This is a genomic window from Mesorhizobium loti R88b (assembly GCF_013170845.1).
Classification (GTDB): Bacteria; Pseudomonadota; Alphaproteobacteria; order Rhizobiales; family Rhizobiaceae; genus Mesorhizobium; species Mesorhizobium loti_B.
The window spans coordinates 1,079,614-1,102,741 of sequence record NZ_CP033367.1 but is presented as its reverse complement, the minus strand read 5'-3'; the positions used below and the strand labels follow the sequence as shown (position 1 = coordinate 1,102,741).

At 64.1% G+C, this 23,128-nt stretch carries 12 protein-coding genes; 7 read left to right on the top strand and 5 right to left on the bottom strand.

What is annotated here, in order from left to right; genetic code table 11:
- Positions 1–58: 58 nt before the first annotated feature.
- Positions 59–12,049, bottom strand: a complete 11,991-nt coding sequence (locus EB235_RS05205; protein WP_051429723.1) for a beta strand repeat-containing protein — start codon at positions 12,047–12,049, stop codon at positions 59–61.
- A 414-nt stretch (positions 12,050–12,463) separates the two neighbouring features.
- On the opposite strand from EB235_RS05205, the gene EB235_RS05200 reads away from it, so the two are divergent.
- The 4 genes from EB235_RS05200 to EB235_RS05185 all read left to right on the top strand — a co-directional run bounded on the left by EB235_RS05200 (position 12,464) and on the right by EB235_RS05185 (position 17,414).
- Positions 12,464–12,973, top strand: a complete 510-nt coding sequence (locus EB235_RS05200) for an invasion associated locus B family protein (protein ID WP_245268865.1) — start codon at positions 12,464–12,466, stop codon at positions 12,971–12,973.
- 169 nt (positions 12,974–13,142) lie between these two features.
- Positions 13,143–14,384: a M24 family metallopeptidase gene (locus EB235_RS05195; protein WP_027032019.1), complete on the top strand. Its 1,242-nt coding sequence runs from the start codon at positions 13,143–13,145 to the stop codon at positions 14,382–14,384.
- A 190-nt stretch (positions 14,385–14,574) separates the two neighbouring features.
- Positions 14,575–15,510, top strand: coding sequence for a MurR/RpiR family transcriptional regulator (locus EB235_RS05190; protein WP_027032020.1), 936 nt, complete (start codon positions 14,575–14,577; stop codon positions 15,508–15,510).
- Between the two features lie 116 nt (positions 15,511–15,626).
- A complete protein-coding gene (locus EB235_RS05185) occupies positions 15,627–17,414 on the top strand; it encodes an NAD(P)/FAD-dependent oxidoreductase (protein WP_027032021.1) in 1,788 nt (595 codons plus the stop codon).
- Positions 17,415–17,623: 209 nt separating this feature from the next.
- Here the strand turns inward: EB235_RS05185 and EB235_RS05180 are convergent, their stop codons facing one another.
- Both EB235_RS05180 and EB235_RS05175 read right to left on the bottom strand, forming a co-directional pair.
- A complete protein-coding gene (locus tag EB235_RS05180) occupies positions 17,624–18,859 on the bottom strand; it encodes an amidohydrolase/deacetylase family metallohydrolase (protein ID WP_027032022.1) in 1,236 nt (411 codons plus the stop codon).
- 28 nt (positions 18,860–18,887) lie between these two features.
- Positions 18,888–19,250: a RidA family protein gene (locus EB235_RS05175; protein ID WP_027032023.1), complete on the bottom strand. Its 363-nt coding sequence runs from the start codon at positions 19,248–19,250 to the stop codon at positions 18,888–18,890.
- A 220-nt stretch (positions 19,251–19,470) separates the two neighbouring features.
- Between EB235_RS05175 and EB235_RS05170 the strand changes: the two genes are divergently transcribed.
- Positions 19,471–19,956, top strand: coding sequence for a hypothetical protein (locus EB235_RS05170; RefSeq protein WP_027032024.1), 486 nt, complete (start codon positions 19,471–19,473; stop codon positions 19,954–19,956).
- Here the strand turns inward: EB235_RS05170 and EB235_RS05165 are convergent.
- Both EB235_RS05165 and EB235_RS05160 read right to left on the bottom strand, forming a co-directional pair.
- On the bottom strand, positions 19,953–21,029 hold the full coding sequence (locus EB235_RS05165; protein ID WP_032925696.1) for a peptidase C39 family protein: 1,077 nt from the start codon (positions 21,027–21,029) through the stop codon (positions 19,953–19,955). The two genes, EB235_RS05170 and EB235_RS05165, sit on opposite strands and share 4 nt — an antisense overlap.
- 76 nt (positions 21,030–21,105) lie before the next feature.
- Positions 21,106–21,741, bottom strand: a complete 636-nt coding sequence (locus tag EB235_RS05160) for a methyltransferase family protein (protein WP_027032025.1) — start codon at positions 21,739–21,741, stop codon at positions 21,106–21,108.
- Positions 21,742–21,998: 257 nt separating this feature from the next.
- On the opposite strand from EB235_RS05160, the gene EB235_RS05155 reads away from it, so the two are divergent.
- Both EB235_RS05155 and EB235_RS05150 read left to right on the top strand, forming a co-directional pair.
- Positions 21,999–22,256: a hypothetical protein gene (locus EB235_RS05155; RefSeq protein WP_027032026.1), complete on the top strand. Its 258-nt coding sequence runs from the start codon at positions 21,999–22,001 to the stop codon at positions 22,254–22,256.
- A 28-nt stretch (positions 22,257–22,284) separates the two neighbouring features.
- Complete coding sequence (locus EB235_RS05150; protein ID WP_027032027.1) at positions 22,285–23,076, top strand: COG4705 family protein; 792 nt, start codon at positions 22,285–22,287, stop codon at positions 23,074–23,076.
- Positions 23,077–23,128 lie beyond the last annotated feature (52 nt).

Genomic DNA, 23,128 nt, shown 5'->3' with positions numbered 1-23,128 from the left:
GTCCAGCGCGCGCATTGGTTAACAGAGCACTACCGCGACCTCAGTCTGCCAGCGATCATCACGGTGTGGGCGGCGGCAATGCCGGCGCGGCGTGACTGAACACGACATTGGTGTCGACGCGCATCGTGTTTCCGGGCGCTGCACCGGCAGTGAGGCCATTCGCTGCGGCGAGAGCATTCGCATCGGCCTGCGTGACGTTGACCTTGTCGGTTCCGCCGGGCGCTCCGCCTACGCGTGCGGTTGTGGTGCCTCCGCCGGCATTTGCATTTGTGAACGTGTTTCCGCTCACGAGCGCGTTGATCACACTGCTCCCAGCGATATCGAAATTGTTGATGAACAGGCCGCGGTCATCGAGAATGTCGCGGATCGTGTTGCCCGTGAGCGTGATGTTCATGGTGGTCGCCGAATTCTGGGCGCCGTTGCCCATCTGGACATCAATGCCTTCGAACCCACTTCCCGCACCATCGCCAACGCTTTGTACGATGTTGTTGGTGACGCTGAGCGTCACGGTGCCGCTGGTGGACTCGTCGTGGATATCGACGCCATTGCCGATCTCGGATCCCGAATGCACATCGCCCTGCGTACCAACGGTCGTGTTGCGCAAGAACCCCGTCACGTTGCCGGTGCCGAAGTGATTGATGGCTATTCCGACCGCGCGATTGTGCGTGACGAGATTGTCGTTCACGTCGAAGTTGAGCGAACCGGCATTCGAGGAGGACAGCGTAATACCCGAATCGTTGGTATCGAACGTGTTCAGGCCGCCAGCGGTGCCGTCGCCGAGGTGGACGTTGAGGGTGCCGTCGTCGACCGAGCCGGCGAAGCCGGTTGCTGTGAAGGTCGCCGGTGTGGCCAAATTGCCGCTGAAGGTATTGTGCGTGGCGTGAACCGTCGCGGTCGGCGTTCCGGCAAGTCCGCCCGTGGTCAGGTCGATCTGGAACTGATCGCCAGCATGCGTCGAGGCGCCGTTGTTGGAGAAGGTGCTGTTGGTCACCACCAGGTCGGCCAAGGTACCGCCGGTGTTCTGGATGAACACGTTGTGGACGTAGGCGTTGCTGACCGTCAGGTTGTTGAACGTCGTCAGGTGCGTCGCGTCTCCGGTCAATTCGAACAGGTAGATGTTGCCCTCGCCGTTGCCGGCCGACGAGTTACCATTGCCGGACACGGTATCGCGGTTCAGTACCAGACCCTTGACGCTGTTGCCGAGGATGCCGTTTCCTTGCGAGTTGGTGATGTTCATGTTGGTCAGACTGACGTTCTGCGTCGAGGTCAGGCTTACGCCGTCGCCGGTCGAGTTCGTAATCGTGCCGCCGGAGCTCGCCGTCGTGCCGATGCCGGTCACAGTCAGCCCACCGCCGCTGGTGCCAGTGTTGTTGAGCACGATGCCGTTAACGGCGCCATTCGACGAGATGCTCTGGAACGTCAGGCCCGAAGCGCCGATGTCCGTGTTGATGACGTTGAGCGCGGTGCCGGTCGTCGACGCGATCGTGTTGCCGGTGCCGGTCACGTTGACCGTGCCGCCGCCGGTGGCGTTGAAGGCGGTGGCGGTGGTGGTGTTGATGGCCAGGCCGCCGCCGGTGAAGTTGATGGTCGCGCCAGTGTTGTTGACCAAACTGACGGCGGTGTTAGTGACGCTGGTCAGCGTGCTGCCCGCGCCAGAGAAGATGATCGTGCCGCCGGTGTTGGTGTTGACGTTGATGCCGTTGTTGACGTCGCCGTTGGTGCTCAGGGTTCCGCTGAGCGTGACCGTTCCGGCGGTGCGTCCGGTGATCTGAACGACGTTGTTGGCAGCGCTTCCTTTCGACACCGACGCCGCGATGGTGATGTCGCCGGAGCCGCCATTGATGTCGATGCCGATACCCTTGACGGAGCCGAACCCGCCGGCCCCGCCGATCGCACTGGTGTTATCGCCGACCGTAACCGCGCCGGTGTTGTTGTCGATCCTGATGCCGCCGCCGCTTGCCGAGCCCGCCTGATCCTTGATGGTCACCTTGGCGAAGTTCACCGTTGCGCCGGTGCCGTTGAGGAAGATGCCGTTGGAGTTGGTACCGGTCACGGCGCTGAGCGTGCCGCCATTGAAGACGCCGCCGCCGACATTGGTCAGATTGACCGCATCGCCGCCGGTAATCGTGTTAATGGCCGTCATCGTGCTGAAGGTGGCGCCACTGGCGCCGACGGTCATGCCGTTCCAGACCAGGAACTGGCCACTGGACGTGTTGATCGTGTTGGTGCCGGTGACGTTGATCGTGCCGCCGCCCGTAGCGCCAAAGCCGAGGCCGGAGGTGGTGGTGATCGCCATACCGCCGGCGAAATTGATGGTGGCGCCGGCGTTGGTCGCCAGATTGACCGCAGTGTTGACACCTGTCGAAAGCGTCATGGCGCCGTTGAAATTGAAGGTGCCACCGGTGTTGGCGTGGACAAAAATGCCGTTGTCGCTGGCAGTGTTGGCGGTGAGCGCGCCGGACAGCGTGACCGTGCCGCCGGTGACGCCGGAGATGTCGACGATCTTGCCGGCGCTAGTCTTGGTGAGCGAAGCAGCCACATTCAAGGTAGCGGCGCCGCCCGAAACCTCCACGCCGATGCCTGCCGGGTCGTTGCTCGCGCCGATCGAGCCGCCATTGATGTTGACCGTGCCGGACGTGTTCAGCAGGCGCACACCGGATGCGCCGGTGTTGTCGATGGCCACCGTGCCGAAGGTCACGGTGCCAGTCACGCCACCATTGATATCGATGCCGTTTACATTGGCGCCGCTGATCGTCGCGCTGGCAAAATTGACGGTGGACGAGGTGGCGTTCTGCACCGTGATCGCGTTGTTGCTCGAGCCTGCAATGGACACATTGCCACCGTTGAAGATGCCGCCCGAGACACCGGAGAGCTGGACACCGGGACCGCTAACCGTGCCGGTCGCCTTGAGCGTGCCGAACGTCACGCCGCTGGCGCCGATGGTCGCGGTCTGCATCGACACGACGCGTCCGGTGGCCGTCGTCACGGTGTTCGTGGCGCCGGTCACGGTGATCGCGCTGCCATTGATGACGAGCATGCCGTCGCCGCTGGTGGTATCGATCGTCACGCCGCCGGTGAAGCCGGTCGTGCCACCGGTTTGCGAAAGCCCGGCGCCGCTCGTGGTGTCGATGTTGGCCAGGCCGGAGATGTTCAGCGTGCCGCTGGCCCAGCCGATGCCGCCGCCCGTGTTGGGGGTGGTGACATTGTTCACCGTCACAGTGTTGAAATTGAACGTGCCGGTGTTGGTGTTGATCGCACTGATGCCGAAGCCCGTCGTGTTGGTAATGCTCGTCGCGCCGGTGACGGTGAAGGTGCCGGCAACGCCGTCGAAGATGATGCCACTGGCGCCACCGTTGGCGGTCACGCTGCTGAACGTCATGTTGACGGTCAGCGGATCGAGATCGAATGCCGTGCCGTTGCTGGTGGTGACCACGCCGGCGCTGGTGTTCAGCGTGAAGGTGGTGGTCTTGGTGTTGGCGATGACACCGGTACCGCCATTGTTGGCGAGGCTGAGCGTGCCCAGATCAAGGGTGCCGCTGGTGTTGGTGAAGCTGAGGCCGTTGCCCTGGACCCGCGCACCGGGAGTGCCGATGCCGAGCGAGCCGGCACTGACGGTGCCGCCGGCGCCGTCGGAATCGAAGCAGACATTGTTGAAGGCGATGCCGCCACCGGTGCCGCCGATCACTTTATTGCCGGCAAAGGACCTGATCGCGATCGAGTTGTCCGTCGCACTGATGTTCTGGCCGGAGAAGGATGCCGCCAAGGCGGATCCGGTCGATTGCAGCGTGTTGCCATCGATCGAAAGCAGAAGCGTGTTGGCCGGTGCGCCGGTGGTGGAGAAGTCGAGCGCCCGGCCGCCGGCGGCGATGTCGTCGTTTCTCAGGAAGAAACTGGAGGCGGCCGTGGCGGTGACGGCGACGCCGGTGCCGCTGCCTGTGTTGCGGATGATGAGGTTCTGGATGCCGCCGGTGACGAGGCCGGTGCCTGATGTCGCGAAGTTGACCACCGAGCCGGCGGTGTTGCTTTGCAGAACAGGTCGCAGCGTGTCGATACCGCCAGGCGCCGAGATGATCGGCGAATTCTGCACCGTGGTGAAGTGGAACGCCGCCGAGGCGCCGCCGCTGGTGTCGACACCGAGTTGCGAAACATCGACGGCCGCGTCGCCGCTCTTGAAGGCGAGCAGCACCTGACCGTCATCGACGCTGAACGTACCTCCGCTCAGGTCGAGCGTTTCCTGCGTGCCGCCGGTGTTCTTGTCGATCAAAACGACGACGTTGGCCGTCGAGGCCTGGGCCTGTGCGAGGCTGCCCGGGTTGGCGAGGCTGCCGTCGCCGGTTCCCGAAATGTTGCCGTCCCGATCGACGTAGTAGACGCTGATCGACGACAGGTTCGCGGTATCGCCGCTGAAAGTGACGTCGTTGAAATTGTAGTCGCCATTGGTCGGCAAACTATCGGTGGCGTGGATGACCTGGCCGCCAGTGGTCGCGATCGACGATTCGGCAGGGCCTTGACCGTCGCCGAACACCAGCTTGGCGTTGGTGGCGCTGGAGAACTGGACGCCATAGCCGACATTGGCAATGGTCGAAGTCTGGCCGCCCGAATTGTTGTTGACGGTGTCGCCGAGCTGGATCGTGCCGGTGCCCGTCGTGCCGGCCATGTCGATGCCGATGGTGCCGGCGAAGCTGCCGCCATCGACGTCGAAATCGCCCGCCGTGATGTTGCTCGTGCCAAGAGCGGCGCCATTGAGGTCTAGACCGACCGCGTTCGCCGCATTGAGCCCGACCTTGAGGCTTGTGAAGTCCACCGCCGAGCCGAGCGTGCCGGAAACATCGACGCCGCGCGAGGTGATGCCTTCCAGGTTGACCGCGCCGAGATCGAGGGCGCCGCCGCTGACATCATTGAGCGAGATGCCGGTCGCAGCGCCATTGGTCGAAATCGTATCGAACTTGATGCCATCCACGCCGACCGTCGCGCCAGTCGCCCCCGCCAGGACCGCTGTCGCGTCGCCCAGCTTCAGCGCGGTGCCCGTGCCGGTGGTGATGGTGTTGCCGTCGCCGGTGACGCTGACCGTTCCCGGACCGAAGGTGCTGGCGGTGAAGCCGGCGCCGCTGGTGGTGGTGATGACGAGGCCGCCATTGGTGAAGTTGAGCGTGCCCTTGGTCTGCGGATCCGGCACGTACGCCGGCGCCTTGACGATGGCATCGTTGGCGCCGGTGTTGAATATCTTCGATGTACCGGAGAAGGTGACCGTGCCGTTGGCCGAGCCGCCGATAGAGACACCTGTGCCACCGCTGTGATCGATGGTACTCGAAATATCGTATATGCCGTCGGCATGGCCAAAGAAGTCGAAGGCCGTCGACGACGTGGTGGAAACGACGGAACCGCTCATGTTCAGACGGGTTCCGTCGCCGCTGGCGCTTATCACCGAGCCCGCACCGATCGTGATCGAGCCGTTGTAGGTCAGCGTGGTAAAGGCCAGGTCATTGCCGCCGCCGAGGCTGAGGGCCGCGACGGTGGTGTTGGTGATGCTGGCGCTGCCGTTGACGCCGACATTGACGGTCCCGCCCTGCGAGGTCTGTGTGATGCCGATCTGGCTGCCATCGATGGTCAGGGTGGATCCGGCGACATTGGCGATGTTTACGGTGGTGATCTGGGGGCCAACGATCTCGAACCCTTCGTAGCTGGTGTCGAGATCGATCGTGCCGGTGAAATTGACCACACCGGTGCCGCTCAGGCCGGACAGTGAGGCGCCGATGTAGCCAGTATCCTTCAGGCCGCCAATGTTGACATCGCCGCCGAGCACGACGCCCTCGAGCAGCACGCCAGCCCCGACACCAGCTGTGGAGACAGCCTTGATGTTGTCGAAGGTGACGCCGGCGCTGCCGACATCGGCGAAGCCTATGACCAACCCATTGCTGCCGGAGTCGATCGTGTTTCCAGTAACGGGGCCAGTGCCTGATACGCTGACGGTGCCGCCAAACGCCGCGACAAAGCCTGTCCCGGTCGTCGTCTTTATGGCGAGGCCGCCATTGCTGAAGTTGACCGTGCCATTTGTATTGAGGGTCGGCACGCCAAGGGGGTAATTGCCCGTGATGCCGAGGCTGACGCCGTCGATGGCGCCCGAGTCGATCTGCTTGGTCGAGCCGGAGAAGGTGACGGTCGCCGCCGTGCCATTGTCGATGCCGGTAACGATGATATTGCCGCCGGCGTCCGCAAGGCCGTCCGTCAGATTGCCCGACAGCGTCACCGAGCCGCCGGTGAGTTCCTGGATCGAAACCGCGGCGCCCGTGCCGTTGCTGGCGATCGTGCCGCCATAGGAGATATCAGCATTGCCGCCGCTGGCGTTGGTCGCCGAGCCGACATTGAAGGCCGTGCCCGCACCGGTGTTGGTCAGCGTGCCGGTGCCAAGGGCGACCGTGCCGCTGAGGTTCTGCAGATCGACGCCGCTGCCAGCGCTGAAGGTCGCGCTCGTCGAGGCGAAGTTGATGTTGGCCGTGATGCCGTCCAGTGCCACCGCCTGGCCGTTCGAGTTGGCCACCGTGCCGGTCGTGACATTGATCGCGCCGCCACCCGTGGCGGTGAACGCCGTCGCGCCCGACGTCGAAACATCCAGATCGGCGAAGGTGATCGTCGAACCGGTGTTGTTGGTGAGCGTGACACCGGCGCCGCCGATCGTCACGTCATCGGTGAACTTGACCGTGCCGCCGGTATGGTTGGCGATCGAGATGCCGCCGCCGGTCAGCGTGCCGGCCGGCCCGCTGTTGGGCAGGTTGCCGCGCGTGACCGTGATGTTGCCGCCGCCGCCATTGGCGTCGAGCAGCGTGCCGGCTACGTTGATGTTGTTGTTGGTGATCGACACATTGCCGATAGTGCCGGTAGCGCCGTCGACCTTGAACGCTGTCTGGCCCACGGCGACATTGCTGACCGTGACGCCATTGATGACGACGCCGCCCGTGTTGTCGAAGGCCGCCGCGCTTGAGTCGATGAGGAAGACCGAGCCGCTGCCGCCGGTGAAGTCGAAAGCCGTGTCCTTGACGGTATTGCCGCCGATCAGATGCAGCGTATCGCTGCCCGTGCTCTTGACCACGCCTTCGTCGCCGGAGACGGTGGCGCCCGTCGCGCCGAGATTGCCCTGGACGTTGACTGGCTGGATGGTGCCCGCCGTGGTGAGGGAGGCGCCGTTGCCGAAACCGATGATCGACTGTCCCGCATCGAGCGTGAACGGCGTGCCGCTGAGGTCGACCGTGCCGACGAAGGCGAAGCTCTGCGTGCCGACCATGGCGTCGGCCTGGGCTGCCGTGACCGTGGCGACGTCGGCGGTGAGTCCGTTCGTGCCGGTGGTGATGACGCCGCCATTTTGCGAGATCATGATCGTCCCGACGGCCGCCAGCGCCAGATTCGCGTTGCCGGTGAAGAACACGTCGTTGAAATTGTAGTTGCCGAGCGCCGGATCGAGCCCGATCGTGTTGACGGTGAAGCCGCCGGCCGCAGCGCTGATGGACGACTGCAGCCCATCGACGGACGTGCCGTCGCCGAAGGTGAAATTGGCGTTGGCCGAGGTCGCCGTGGAGAGGCCGGACGACAGGTCGACACCGATGCCGATATTGGAAATGCTGGAGCCGCGCAGGAAGGTAATGGTCTTGTTGCCTGTCGTCGACGACAGGTCGATGCCGCGCGAGGTGAGGTCGCCGGTGCCGGTGATGGTGGTCAGGCCGAAATCAGCCGTCGTGGCGGAGCCGCTGAAGTCGATACCGGTCTGAGTACCGCCGGCGCCCATCGTCACATTGGTCGTGCCGAAGCTGACGTCGGCATTGGTGCCGCTGAAATTGATACCGGCTGTGTTGGCCGTCGAGCCCAGCGTCACATTGGTCGTGCCGGTGAACGTGACCGAACCGGCATTGCCAGCGATGTCGATGCCGTTGCCCCCGGCGCCCGACACGGTCACCGCGCCAAAGGTGGCGCTTCCAGCAACGTTCGAGATAGACAGCCCGTTTCCGGTCGCGTTGGTGATCGACAAAGGCGCGGTCGCGTTGAAGATCGCGCCGGCGCCAAGGGAGCCGATCACGGCGCCGCCGCCACCGCTGGCCGTCAGTGCCGAGCCGGTGAAGCTGATCGTACCGCCGGTCGGCGCCGTGGTTGTGCCGATAGCGAACAGATTGCCGGTGCCAGTCGAGGTGACATTGCCGGAGAAAGCCACCGTGCCGCCGGTGATGCCGTCGACCTTGACCGCCGTGCCGAGCCCGGTCGCCGAACTGGAGATGGGAGCCGAGACCGTGATCGCGGCGCTGCCGCCGGAAACGACGATGCCATTTCCGGTGCCGGAATTATTTATAGTGCCGCCGACCATTTGGATCGCGCCGGCGGAGTCGGAGATGGCCAGGCCTCCACCGCTGCCGGCTGTGATCGCCAGATTGGTGAGCGTAATCGTGCTCGATGCCTGTTGCCCTTCGATGCGTATAGCCGCGCCGCCGGCAGGAGTGGTTGCGCCGATAGTGCCACCGCCAATGGTCACATTGTGATCGACGCCGTTCTGAATCTCGATACCGTTGCCCGCCACGCCATCAATATCGACGGTACCGATATCCACCGTGCCGATACTGGCGCCAATGAGATTGACGCCATCGCCGCCGGCGCCATCGATCTTGATCGAATCGAATGTGAAGTGATTCACAGCACTCGTGGCGCGGATAGCATCACCCACCGCTCCGCCGATCGTAACGGCTCCCAGGGAGACAGCCCCACCGCCCATCGTGTCAAGGTTCAGCGCATTCTGAGCCGTGACAACTCCCGTGGTGATGCTGTCGAATGAGATTCCACCAGAGGCGACATCCATCCCGACGATATTGATTGCCTGGCCGGTCGTGGTGGTGATCGTGTTGGTTGCGGCCGACGATATACCCAGCGTGCTGACGTTGGTGGCATTCAGTCCGATGCCGGAGGTCGTGTTGATAATCAGGCCGCCATTGAAGGCGATCGCCGTGGAAGTATCGTTGGTCAGGTCGATCGCATTGGCCGCACCCGTACTGGCGGTGATCTTGCCGCCGAAGGTGGCGAAGCCGCCAGTCATGGCGTTGATCTTGACCGCGCTGGCAGCGCTGGTCTGGTTGATCGTGCCGTTATAGGTGAGGTTCGGCGTCGAGGAATCGATGTTGAACGCCACGCCGGTCGTGTTGGCGATCGAGCTTGCCGTGTCGAAGGTCAGGATGCCGGTGGTGCCGCCGGTGATGCTGACGCCCGTGCCGGCGCTGGTGACGTCGAAATTGGTGAAGGTGCCGGGGCCGGTGAAATTGTTGAGCGAAAGCCCCGTGGCAACGCCACCGACCGTGACGCCCTGGACGGTCAGGCCGGTGACGCCGGAGGCGCTGATACCCGCTGCGCTGCCGCCGGAAATGTTGAAGTCCTGCAGTGAGTTGCCGCTGGCGGCCGTGACGACGGCGCCCGCTCCGGAATTGGTCAGCGTCGCTGCACCGCCGGTGGGGTCCGAAACGACCTCGTCATGCGCGACATTGTCGCCAGTGACGTTGATCGGGACACCGCCAAGCGAGAAGCTGCGTCCATTGCCGAACGACGCCAGGGTCTGGCCCGTGCTCAGCGAGAAGCCGCCTGAAGCGTCGATGGCCGTGTTGGTGGGATTGTTGACCAGCACGAAGATCGCGTCGGCGTTGGTATTGGCGTCGGCAGTGGTGACCGAAGCGAGATCCGACAGCGACGATCCATCCATCAGTCCGGTCGCTGTCGCGCCGACAAAGATAACATTCTGCGTGTCGAAGAGTTGCGGCACGCTGAAAGTTGTCGAGCCGAACGCATAGTGGCCGAGCGTCTGGTTGAGGCCGCGCGCGTCGAGTGATGCCGTACCTGAAATGGAGCCGCCGCCGAAGGTGAATTCGGCATTTGCCGAATGGGCGAGAGAGCCGGAAATGCCAAGGCGCACACCCGTGCCCACGTCACTGATGACGCCGCCATCGGTGATTATGATCGTGGCATCGCCGGTCGTATCGACGAGATCGATGCCGATCGAACCGGCAGAATTTGTGCCCGTGACGTGGAGCGACTGCGCGGTGAAGTTCGTCTGGCTGCCGGAGAAATCGAGGCCCGTGCCGACGCCGAGGCCGGAAATGACGATGTTGCCGGCCACCACCGCGGCGTTGACGCCGCTGAACGAGATGCCGTCAGTGCCGGGATTGGTGATGTTGATGTCGCCGAAGCGGATCGTCGCCGGCGAATCTGAAATGGCGATCGCCGGTCCCGTCGTGTTGGAAATCGTCGTCGCGCCATTGACGGTGAAACTGCCCGAAACGTGGTCGAGCGCCACACCCGACGTGCCACCGGTCTGCGTGATCGAATCCAGCACCACATGCGCGGTAATCGGGTCGATGAAGACGCTGACACCGTCGTCGCCCAGGGCCTGGTTGCCCGACACCTGGCCGCCGGTGGTGGTGAAGCTGCCTGCGACCGAGGTCCCCTTCACGGTTATGCCAGCGTCGTGGTTATCCTGCGCATTGAGCGTCGCGAAGGTGTAGGTGCCCTGGCCGGTGACATCGAGACCGTCGTCGAGATTGCTCTGCAGCAACGTCGTGCCGGTGAAATTGTAGGTGCCGTTGTCTTGGATGTGCAGGCCGTCGAGACCGTTGCCGGTCGCGGTGAATCCGGACGCGCTGACATTGGTCGAATTGCCGGTGAACTCGGCGCCGTTGGCGCCGGCACCCGTCACCGTGACATTGGTCAGCGTCGTGCCGGTGACGTTGTTGCCGAAGATGCCGTCGGCGCCGCCGGTGATGGTGATGCCGTTCAGCGTGTTGCCGTTGCCGAGCGTTATGACATTGTTGGCGACGTTTGTGCCCTGGATCGTGCCGTCGCTGCCGCCGAGGTTGAAGGTGGCGGTGCCGCCGCCGAAAAGCTTCGCGGTGACGCTTTCGCCGCCGCCGATGACGGTTTGGCCATTCGCCAGCGTCACGCCAGCGGTCGTCAAATTGCCGTTGCCGCCAAGTGCCACCACGAAGCCACCGGTGCCGGCCTGGGCGACCGCACTGTCCAGAGTCGTCGGGGCCGCCAACGTGCCGGTGCCGGCACCCACGCCATCGGCATAATAGAACTTGCCGAACGCCGCGTTGGTGGCGGCGTTGATCGCAACACGCGTGGTCGAGCCGCCGGTCAGATCCTGCGACTGGACCCTGACGCCGATATCGCCGCGCACGCGCTCGTTGACGCGCTTGCGCAGGCCTTCGCTGACCGGATAGACCGGCTCCGCGTCGCTGATCGCCCCGGTCGTGTCCGAGCCATGGCCGGGATTGAACGGGATGTTCAGCCGCACGCTGCCGGCGAACTGGGTGTGGTCGCGATTGTCGTCGCGGACCTCGCCGGCCAGCACCAGTTCGGTGCCGCTGCCGAAGACATCGCCGATCGTGTATTCGAAGCCGGCCTTGGCGCCGGTGACGCTGCCGTCGTCGCCGTGCGGATCCTCGAAATGGTAACCGCCAATGTCGAGCCGCAGCGAATGCTTGTCGGGCAGGTTGATCGGCACCTTTGCACCGACCTCGCCTTCGATGCCCCAGGCCGCGTAATCGCGATGGTCGAGCACGGATATCTGTTCGATCAGCTGGTTGCTGACCATCGACAGGGAAGACGAGACCGAATGGTCGGTCGAGTCGCCCTTGATCGGGATGAAGACGTTCACATGCGCGTCGAAATTCGGCGTGATCGCCTCGACGCCCAGCGTGCCGGCGGTGAACTGCGTGCTGTTGTAGTTCTCGACGTTGATATAGGCGTAGCCGCCGAGCATCAGGTCGGGGTTGACGATGCGGCGAATGCCAAGGCCGATGTCCTGGCCGGAAGCATCCTTGAAATCGTGCTTGGCCCGGACATCCAGGAACAGCACCGATTCGGCCGTCTGCTTGATCGGGATGAAGCCTTCGAGCGCGGCGTTGCCGCCATTGTTGTCGGCGCCGATGATGGCGCGGATCTGCGGCTGCCAGAGCCCGTCCGGATCGGCGTGTGCGACGACGCCAGAAAGGCCGAGCGTCAGTGCCGTCAGGGCTGTCGTCTTCCACAACTGTCTTGCAATTTGCGAACGGCGAAACCCAGCGCGCACGTGGAAACCCTCCCCACGCGCTGCCATCTCACCAACTTGCCGAGACTTCTCGGTAGTTCCCATCCCTGGCGAGTCCTTCCGGGACTTGCACGTCCCACGTGTGCAAGTTTTTACGCGAATTCTATTGTATAGCGAGTCTGGGGTGCCTCGAATTCATTGAATTCATGCTAAAGTTCTTGTGTGTGGCAGGATGGTCACAGTAGTTTCGTCGGCTGTCTTGCCGGGACTCCGCCTTTCGCAACGGTTCCCAGTGTAGTATCAAGCCTTTGCTGCGGAAAATACCGGTCCGAAGCGGGGAATTTGGCGGGCACGGAAGACATGGCATCAATATTAGTACGGTCTAATAGAATAGGCCTGACCGCGGGATTTGGCGTCTTGTGGCTGATTTTGGCCGTCGCCGGACCCGTTCTTGCCGAGGATGCCGCCAAACCGGCCCAGGCCAAGGAGGCTCAACCCAAGCCGGCCGACGCCAATCCGTGGGCGGTGAACTGCTCCAGCGGCTCGGCGAATTCCGAGCTTCAATGCCAGGTGTCGCAGAACCTGACCGAGGCCAAGACCGGCCAGCGCGTGTTGACCGTGACCGTGCGCCGAGACAGCGGCAATGGCAGCCTGGCCATGCTGCTCGCTCTGCCGCACGGCCTGTTCCTGCCATCCGGCGCCAGCTACCAGGTCGACCAGGGGCAAAAGGTCGTCATCGCCATCCAGACCAGCGACCAGAACGGCGCCTATGCCGCCACGCCGCTGTCGCCGGAGCTGGTCAAGGCGATGAAGTCGGGAACCAATCTGAACATCGGCATGGAATCGGTCACCCGCAAGCCGGTCACCATCCCGGTGTCACTGGCCGGCTTCACCGCGGCCATCGCCAAGCTGGAGACGATCAAGTAGGGGTTCGGTGGATCGCCAACGTCCACGGATCGGATGCCTTTGCGATTGGCCTCGGCAAGTCTCGAATGTCGCCAATGCAAGGCGCCCGCAGACCGTCATCAGCGAGCAACTGGCTTGATTGTCGCTCTGTGCAATGCTCCCTTGCCGCTTCGGACATCCGGAGAGCACCATGACAGGCTTCGTCGACCGTGAGCGCGCCGCGCATGTGATGGAACAGGCCGGCATCGAAGCACTCGTGCTGTCGGCGCCCGAGGCCTTCCACTATGCGACCGGCGCATGGATCGGCCCGGCCGGCCTGTTCCGGCGTGCCGGCGCCGGCTTCGTCGTCATCCCGGCCCGGCAAGACCTGCCGATCGGCGTTGTCGTGGCCGACTTCAACGTGGCGCAGCTGCGGATCGCCGCACCGGAAGCGGTGGTGCGGTCGCACCCGATCTGGATCGAATCCGTACCCCTGGCTACAGGCACTCACGGTCTTCTAGACGAGCGCATCGAGGCCGGCCTTGCCGCGCTTGGCCGCGCGCCGGATTTCTCCCGTCCCGCGACCTTCGATCTTGCCGGCTCCGTGCGCCAGTTGCAGGCCTTGCTCGCCGAATTCGGACTGGAACGCGCAACGCTCGGCATCGACCTCGACTTTATTCCCGCAGCCGATTTCGCGGCCATCCAGGCGCTGCTGCCGGATTGCCCTGTCGTCGACGGCTCATCGGTCCTGGACAGGTTGCGGTCCATCAAGTCGCAACGCGAGATCGATCTGCTGCAGCAAGGCATTTTTCTCTCGGAAGCCGGGCTGGAGCGGCTGCAGGTCGATGCCATGGCCGGCATGCGCCAGGCCGACCTCGTCGCGCTCTACCGCAAAGGCGTCGCTGAGGCCGCGGCCGGGCTGTCGCATCCGGTCGTGACAGCCGAATATGTGACGCTCGGTGCCCGGGCCAAGGGCGCCGATGCCAGGGCAGAGGCTGGCGATCCGCTGAAATGCGACATGGTCTGCACGGTTGGCGGTTATGCCTCCGACATGTCACGCAACTTCACCTTCGGAGCGCCTTCCGCCGACCAGGCCGAATTGCATGCGATCGCCGAACGCGCTTTCGACGACGGGCTGGCGGTGCTGATCCCTGGAAACACGCTCGCCCATGTCCACCGCATCACCACCGAGAGCCTCGCCCGACAAGGCCTGAGCTCCTATCGCCGCGGCCATTTCGGCCACAGCGTCGGGCAATCGGTCTTCTCCGAGCAATGGCCATTTATTGCGGCCGACAGCGATGTCGTCATCGAAGCGGGCATGGTGCTGGCCTTCGAGATCCCGCTCTACATAGACGGCCTCGCCAGCTTCAATCTCGAGGATCAGTTCCTGATCACTGCAGATGGGCCCCTGCCGATGAACCGGCTGCCAAGGCGGCTGGAGAGGATTGGGTAGGTCGCCGGACGCCGTGTGATAGATCTTGGTCGCTGCCTGAACGCCAAGCTTCGGCGTTGTTATCTCGCCCGCAGGCGGGCGACATTCCCTTGCGGCACGCAGCGGTTGCAACGCCGCCAGGCGCATGGAACGACAGCGTGCAAACATGGTAAGAGGTCAGGTCGAAAAAGGTGCAGGGAAGATCGACTTCATGACCGAAGCTGACAGCAGGGAAGGCAGCGCTGGAGATGCGGAGGGACGCGACCTCAGGCGCATCCCCGACATCATCTCGCTGGTCAAGGATTCCTACGCGGAACTGCGCCCGGCCGAACGCCGTGTCGCCGATGTCGTGCTCGACGATGTCAAATACGCCGTCGATGCCTCCAATGCGGCGATTGCCGAACGCGCCGGCGTCAGCGAACCGACGGTGACCCGATTCTGCCGCGCCATCGGCTGCGAGGGCGTGCGCGATTTCAAGCTGAAGCTGGCGCAGAGCCTGGTCGTCGGCGCGCTCTACCTGGCCAAGTCGCCGACCGTCAGCAACGACAATGGCATGCCGTTCTGGAACGCCGTCTTCGGCGAAGCGCGCCGGGCGCTGCAGGAGGCCGAGCGGCAGATCGACCCGGGTGAGCTGCAAAAGGCCGCTGAACTGATCGCCAAGGCACGCCAGGTCACCGTCTTCGGCCTCGGCGGCAGTTCCTCGGCGCTGGCACAGGAAACCCAGTACCGGCTGTTTCGCTATGGCATTACCGTCAGCGCCCAGTGCGACCCCTATCTGATGCGCATGACCGCCTCGACCTTGAAGCCCGGCGACCTGGTGATCGCCATTTCGGCGACCGGGCGCACGCGCGAGGTGATCGAGGCCGTCGAACTCGCCAAGCACTATCGCGCCAACGCGATCGCCGTGACCGCGCCCGACACCGATCTCGCCCGCGCCTGCGACGTCAGGCTGACGGTGGCGGTATCAGAATATCCCGACACGCTGAAGCCGACGGCCTCGCGCTATGCCTTCCTGGCGGCGATCGACTTGCTGGCCGTGGCCTCCGCCTACAAGCTCGACGGCTCCGCCCGCGAGACGGTCCGACGCATCAAATACAACGCCCAGATCCACCGCACCGGCAAGGAGATGGAGCCGCTCGGGGACTAGTTCTTTCCTTCTCCCCGTTCACGGGGAGAAGGTGCCGGCAGGCGGATGAGGGGCGGCGCCGGCTTCGACAATTATCGTCCCAATACAGATTGGGCACCGCAGCAAAGAGGGAAAGAATGCTCGAGATCGCACCAACGAAACAGGCCGCCGTATGGCTCGACTCCCTTGCGCAAGCGCTAGAAGCCGGCGACATACAAGCCGCGAGCAACCTGTTCGTCGACGACTGCTACTGGCGCGACCTTCTGACCTTCACCTGGAACGTCACCACCATGGAAGGCCGCGACACCATCGCCGGCATGCTCACGTCCACGCTGGCCACCACCAAGCCAACGGCATGGCGTCTCACCGGCGAGGCGACCGCGGACGAAGGCACTGTTGAAGCCTGGTTCACATTCGAAACGGCAGTCGCCTCGGGCCAGGGCAGCCTGCGCCTGCGCGACGGCCGTTGCCGGACCCTATTCACGGCGATGACCGACCTCAAGGGGTTCGAGGAGCGCAAGGGCGCGGAGCGGCCGCTCGGCGTGCGCCACAAGGCGGACCCAGAGCGCGAGACCTGGTCGGAGGCACGGGCACGCGAGACGCGTGAACTCGGCGCCTCGGAACAACCCTATTGCCTGGTCATCGGCGGCGGCCAGGGCGGCATCATGCTGGGCGCACGTCTGAGGCAGCTCGGCGTGCCGACCATCGTCATCGAGAAGAACGCGCGCCCGGGCGATTCCTGGCGCAACCGCTACCGCACGCTCGTGCTGCACGATCCGGTCTGGTACGACCATCTGCCCTACATTCCGTTCCCGGAAAACTGGCCTGTCTTCACGCCCAAGGACAAGATGGGCGACTGGCTGGAAATGTACACACGCGTCATGGAGCTCAACTACTGGGTCGCCACCAAGTGCCTCAGCGCCTCCTATGACGAGACCGCGAAAGAGTGGACCGTGGTGGTCGACCGCGTCGGCCGGCAGATCACGCTGAAACCCAAGCACATCGTCTTCGCCACCGGCGCCTATGGCCCGCCGCGAAAGATCGACCTGGCGGGCGCGGACCAGTTCAAGGGCGAGCTGCTGCATTCCAGCCAGTATTCGAGCGGCGACAAATTCCGTGGCAAGAAGGTTGCCGTCATCGGCGCGGCAAGTTCGGGGCATGATGTCTGCGTCGATCTCTGGGAAAGCGGCGCCGACGTCACCATGATCCAGCGCTCGCCGACCACCGTGGTCAAGTCCAGCACGCTGATGGAAGTCGGCTTCGAGATCTTCTCGGAAAGTGCGCTGGCGCGCGGCATTACCACCGAAAAGGCCGACATGATCGTCGCCTCGACGCCGTTCGCGCTGGTGCCCAAGGGTCAGCGCGCGCTCTACGAGGTGATCAAGGCGCGCGACGCGGCCTTCTACGATCGCTTGCGCGCCTCGGGCTTTGCCATCGACTTCGGCGACGACGAGACCGGCCTGCTGATGAAGGCCTACCGCACCGGCTCCGGCTATTACATCGATGTCGGCGCCTCGGATCTGATCATCGACGGCAAGATCGGCATCCGCAGCGGCGTCGCCATCAAGTCTCTGACGGCGAAAGGCATCCTGTTCGAGGACGGCACCGAGCTCGAAGCCGACGCCATCATCGCCTGCACCGGCTACCAGTCGATGAACGAGAAGGTCGCCGCGCTCGTCTCGCGCGAGGTCGCCGACAAGGTCGGGCCGTGCTGGGGCCTTGGCTCCGGCGTCAAGGGCGACCCCGGCCCCTGGCAAGGCGAGCTGCGCAACATGTGGAAGCCGACGGCGCAGGAAGCGCTATGGTTTCACGGCGGCAATCTGGCGCTGTCGCGGTTTTATTCGAAATATGTGGCGCTGCAGATCAAGGCGCGGATGGAGGGGATTGCGACGCCGGTTTATGGGAAGCCGAGCAACGCCGGGTAAGGTTCGACCCCCACTCCGTCGAGCTTCGCTCGACACCTCTCCCCCGATCGACGGGGGAGAGGAAAGGCGCGAGTTCGCCAACCTTGGCACCCTTCCTCTCCCTCCGGAGGGGGGAGAGGTGGCGCTGCGAAGCAGCGACGGAGTGGGGGAAGCCCTTCGCCAACGCGCATCCGCCGCAAGACAGGCACGACCCTGCCGGCCGAGATCAGCTAATCGTGACGATGCCCGAAATGCCGTGCCGCCACCTCGACATGCGTGTGGTTGGCATGCGCCTCGAAATGCTCCGTCTCGCTGACATCATTGACCGCCTCGTTCGGCCACCAGGTCCCGCCAACAACAATCCCTTCCGAGACCAGTCGCTGGTCGGCGACCAGCGAAGCACCGACCGCATCGACGAAGGTGAAGCGGCCAGAGCGCTGGCGAAGCACCGCGACGTCGCCGACGGTGCCGACCGCCAGCGTGCCGAGGTCCGGCCGCGCGATCGCCTGTGCCGGCGCTTGCGTTGCCGCGCGCAAAACCTCGACCAGCGGCATGCCGAGCGCCATCAGCTTCGACATGCAGACCAGAATGTCGAAGGCCGGCCCGTCGACGCAGTAGAGATGCACGTCGCTCGAGATCACGTCCGGCATCAGGCCCTCGGCCAGCATCGCACGCGCCACCTCGAAATCGAACGAGCCCATGCCGTGGCCGAGGTCGAAGATGACGCCACGCTCGCGCGCCAGCCGCATGTCGGGCCGCACCGCGCCGGAGGCAAACACCGGCGCGTTGGGAAATGGCCGGAAGCAGTGCGTAAGAATATCGCCCTTGCGCAGGCGCGGCAGCACTTCCGAGCGGCCGGGCGGCGGCTCGTCGATATGCGCCATCAGCGGCAGGCCTGCCTGGTCGGCGGCCTCCAGCGCCAGATCCACCGGCGCGATGCCGCTGGTGCCGCCGGCATGCTTGCCGGAGCGGACTTTCACGCCGACGACGACATCGGCGTGCTCGCGCGCGGCGGCAACCACCTCGCGCGGTTCGCACAGATTGAGATCGCTGCATTCACCGACCGAAACCGTCTGCGAGAAGCCGAAAATGCCGGCAAAGGAAATGTTGACATAGGCCAGGATGCGCACTTTCGAGCGCTCCATGACATGGCGGCGGAAGCCGAGGAAATTGCCGGCGCCCGCACTGCCCGCATCGATGAAGGTGGTGGTGCCGCTTTTGGCGGCGAGCCGGTCGGCATCGACACCGAGCGAGGTGCCGCCCCAGTAGACGTGGCTGTGCAGGTCGACCAGGCCAGGCGCGACGATGCAGCCTGTCGTGTCGACCACCTGATTGGCGCGCTCCGCCGGGAGGTCGGCCTCGACCGCGGCGACACGGCCATTGGCAATGGCAACATCGCGCGGCGCATCGATGCCGGACGCCGGATCGATCAGCCGGCCGCCCTTCAACAGGAGGTCGAATTGCATGGGGGGAACCTCCGCTTTGCTGTGTCTCTTAGACCGGCTTGTAGGCGACCGCCTCGACCTCGATCTTGATGTCGATCATCAGCCGCGATTCAACCGTCGTGCGGGCCGGCGGATTCTTCGGAAAATGCCTGGCATAGACGGCGTTGAAGGCGCCGAAATCGCGTGCGTCCTCCAGCCAGACGGTGGTCTTCACCACATCGTCCAGGGTGCAGCCGGCCAATGCAAGCGCCGCCTTTACATTGGCAAGCACCTGCTCGGTCTGTTCCGTGATGCCGCCCTTGACCACGATGCCGTCGCTGACCGGAACCTGGCCAGAGATATAGACGAAGTCGCCGGCGCGCACGGCGGGCGACAGCGGCACATGCGACGTTCCAAAGGTCTGCTTGGGCAAGGGATGATCTCCTGTGATGACATGGCCAGGCGCTGTGGCGGCGCCCACTTCAGCCAAGATTTACCGCGATAGCCGCGATCCCGATAGGGCCCTTGTTGGAAAGCAACATTCTTCGGAATCCGTGTTGCTTTATTACAAGAGCGCTTGCATCGTGCGCGCTTGCCGGACGGCCTTGCGGCCGGGACGGACAGGCGCTTTTGTGAGACCGGAGAAACCGAGAATGACCTTCGACAAGAACCCGTTTCCATCAGGCGATGCCGACCGCCACGCGCTGTGGGAGATGCTGGTGCGGCGCGACATCGACGCTTTCATCGGCCAGGACTGGTCTGTTGTGGAGAATGATTTCATCGCCGAAAGCTTCTTCGGCATGCATGCGCATTTCCTGCCCAATGCCGACGCCTGGCGGCTGCAATTCCCACGCCTGGAGATCTATCGCGACGAGTGGCTGCGCCAGGCCAAGGAAACGGCGGCGACAGAATTTGCCGAGCCGCTGCGCGAAGCAATTTTTCGCGTCACCAATCTGCGCGACATCGACGTCGACGGCGACCGCGCCGTGCTGCACAAGAAGTTCGACGGGAGCATTGCCAAGGCCGACGGCAGTGTCGATCGGCTGAAATGGCAGACGCTGTATTTCTGCCGGAAGGTCGAAGGCAGCTGGAAGATCGCTGGCTTCGTCGGCTACATGCCTTATCCGCTGGGAGCCTAGCGCTTCCGCGTCGTTGAGCCCGGTCCAACCAGCACCGCGGCGCGGTAGGCCGGGTTGCCGTACCAGGCCATCCGGTCCAGTTCCGCCGCCATTATCGGGAGATCGACGACATCAGTCTTCTGTTCCAGCCGGTCGGGCTCGATCCAGGGGTCGTTGAGGAAATAGATGCCGCCGCCATGACTGTGGACGAGCACCCAGTGCGGGCAGGTGTAGCCCATCATCGGCGCCTGATCGATCAGCACCAGCGCCAGCAAGCCGCCATCGAGCGCCTGGGCGATCTCTTCGACGGCAAAGGCTCGGGGCTCGATCGGCACCGATGCGGCTTCGACGTCGCGCTTGAACCCGGTCTGAACGAAGCTCATCAGGCCGCGCCTTTCCTCCGAGGCGGCACGGTCGAGAAAGATCGGCTCGGCACTGCTTATGAACACTTCGACGCGCAGCCCACGCCGGTGCGCCGCCAGCGCCAGGCCGTAGGGGTCGCAGCCGCCCGGACCGCTCGGGCCGATGATGGTGGTGGCCTCGCGCCAGAGTTCGACTTCCAGCGCCCGGTCCGGCAGCAAGGCCGGATCGAGACCGGCCATGGCCATGGCGAGCGCCGACGGCCCGCAGGTGAAGCCAGCCGTCTGCGGCCAGGAGGGTGGTATCAGCTCCTGCCGGCGGGACGGTTCGATGCCGATCCAGCGTTGCAGGAAGCCGTCCCGGCGCTCCCACTGGCCGCCAATGCCCAGCACCGTCGCCTCATCCGCGCGCAGGCACAGCACATCTTGCCCATGCGCCTCCTTCTCCAGCGTCTCCAGCAGGCGCGGACCGTCGGTCGCGACGAAGCTGGTGGCGGACCAGAACAGAGCGATGCGCATCATCGCCGCCGCCGGGCGGCGCTGGCCGACCACGATCGCCTCCGGTCGGCCGTCGCTGTATTGCGCCACGCCGGCGACCCCGGCGATCCTCCGCAGCGCCGCCAGGCGATCGCCGATCTCGGCCGGCACCGCCGCCGTAAGGCTTGCCCAGACGGCTGCGTCTTCGCTAGTGAAGACTGTCAGGCTGGCCCGGCTGGTCAGCAGCGAAGCTGGCATGGGATCATCTCCGTTCAAACCAAGACCAGCCGGGCCTCCGGCAACGTCATGATTTAGCGGCAGCAGGCCTTAACGATCAGTAGATCGTGACGAAGGCCGGAAACAGCAGGCCGGCCTCGCGGAAATACTCGACCAGCTCGATGGCCGGGAAGATGGCGAGGAAATAGAGCCCGTCAAAAAAAGTACGCTTGAGCGCGCGTGTCGAGAACTCCATCTGGTCACCGTCACTGTAGATCAGCGGATTTGGCCAAAAACGCGGCGTTCTCTTGGTGTAGGCCAGATAGGCCGGGCCGAACTTGCCAAGCAGGTATGCGGCCTCCTTGCGCGCGGTGACGCGGAAGATCAGGAAGCTGGCGAGGCCTAGCGCCAAAGCCGCCAGCACCGAGCCGTAGAGCAAACCGATGCCGACCGCGCCGACCGTCGAGAAGAAATAGAGCGGGTTCTGGCTCATCGAGAACGGTCCCGACGAAACCAGTTCCTCGTTCTTCTTGCCGCCGACATAGAGAATGCTCCACAGCCGGCCGGCAACGCAGGCGAGCACCAGGCAGAAGCCGAAGAATTCCAGCATTTCGTGCCCGTTCGAACCCTCGCTGAGCGCCGGCTTGGTGAGAAACAGAAGCAGCACCGCGAGCACTGCCGCCACTCGCACGAAGATCAGCCGCTTGCGCTGCACGAAAGCGTGTGAAACCGGCTTGAGGGACGCGTAGGTCATTCGTGTTTCCTGGGGCACTCTTCGCGAGTTCGGCACTGGGGCGCGCCATTGATGGCGGATACAAGGCGACCACCCTCTATCAGCGCAGCGCGGCACGTTCGTAAAGACCTTTTGCGCCAACCGCGTCCATCCTTACGAATTTGTATGCCGCAAGACAGGCTGCAGTGAAGTCGCTCGCCTATCGTTCGAATGCCGGTCCGCCATTTAGGGGCCGGCTTCAATTGCCGGATCACCGGCGTCAGATAGGGAATTTTTCAATGAGACGATTTGCACCCGCCCTCGCAGCCGTAACCCTCGCCGCCTCCGCCTCCATACCCTCTGTTCATGCGGCCACGGTGCCTTGCGAGCAAACGCTGAAAAGCCTCCGCGCGGCGGAGGCCACGGCCACGCTCAGCGCTGCCGACAAGACGAAGGTTTCGGAGCTGGAGACCAAGGGCATCGAACGCTGCAATGCCGACGACGACAAGCGCGCCGACGACTTCTTCGCCCAGGCGATGAAGGTCATGGGCAAGTAGCCCGCCGCAGCAATCGAGGATCCCAGCCATGCTCGCGCCCCATTCCCACGCCGCTCCCAGCCACAACAGGGTTCCGGATGTCACCCTCGATTTCTGGCTGATCAAGCTGATGGCGGTGACCATGGGCGAGACGGCGGCCGACTATCTCGCCGTCAACCTCGGGCTTGGGTTGACCTTGACCTCGCTGATCATGACCGGGGTGCTGATCGTCGCCCTTGTCCTGCAATTCGCGCAAAAACGCTACGTACCTTGGGCCTACTGGACGGCGGTGGTGCTGATCAGCGTCGTCGGCACGCTGATCACCGACAACCTCGTCGACAATTTCGGCGTGCGCCTGCAGACCACGACAATCGCTTTCTCGGTAGCACTCGTGGCGACTTTCGCGGTCTGGTACGCGAGCGAGCGGACGCTGTCGATCCACACCATCTTCACCACCCGCCGCGAGATCTTCTACTGGCTGGCGATCCTGTTCACCTTCTCGCTCGGCACCGCCGCCGGCGATCTCGTCGCCGAAAGCCTGGACATGGGTTATCTCGCCTCAGGCCTCATGTTCGGCGGGGCCATCGTGCTGATCGCGCTTGCCTATTACCTCATTCATCTGGACGCCATCCTGGCCTTCTGGCTCGCCTATATCCTGACGCGGCCGCTTGGTGCCTCTTTCGGCGATCTCTTGTCGCAGCCGGCTGAATATGGCGGCCTCGGCTTCGGCACCACCTTCACCAGCCTGATCTTCCTTGGCTGCATCGTTGCGCTTGTTCTCTACATGACGATGCGGAAGAACGCCGACGAACTGGACGAAATCCTGCTCGAATCGGACTGAACTCCGCTACGGGAGGCAAAACCGGCCAACCCCGCGCCCATCCTAGGAACAA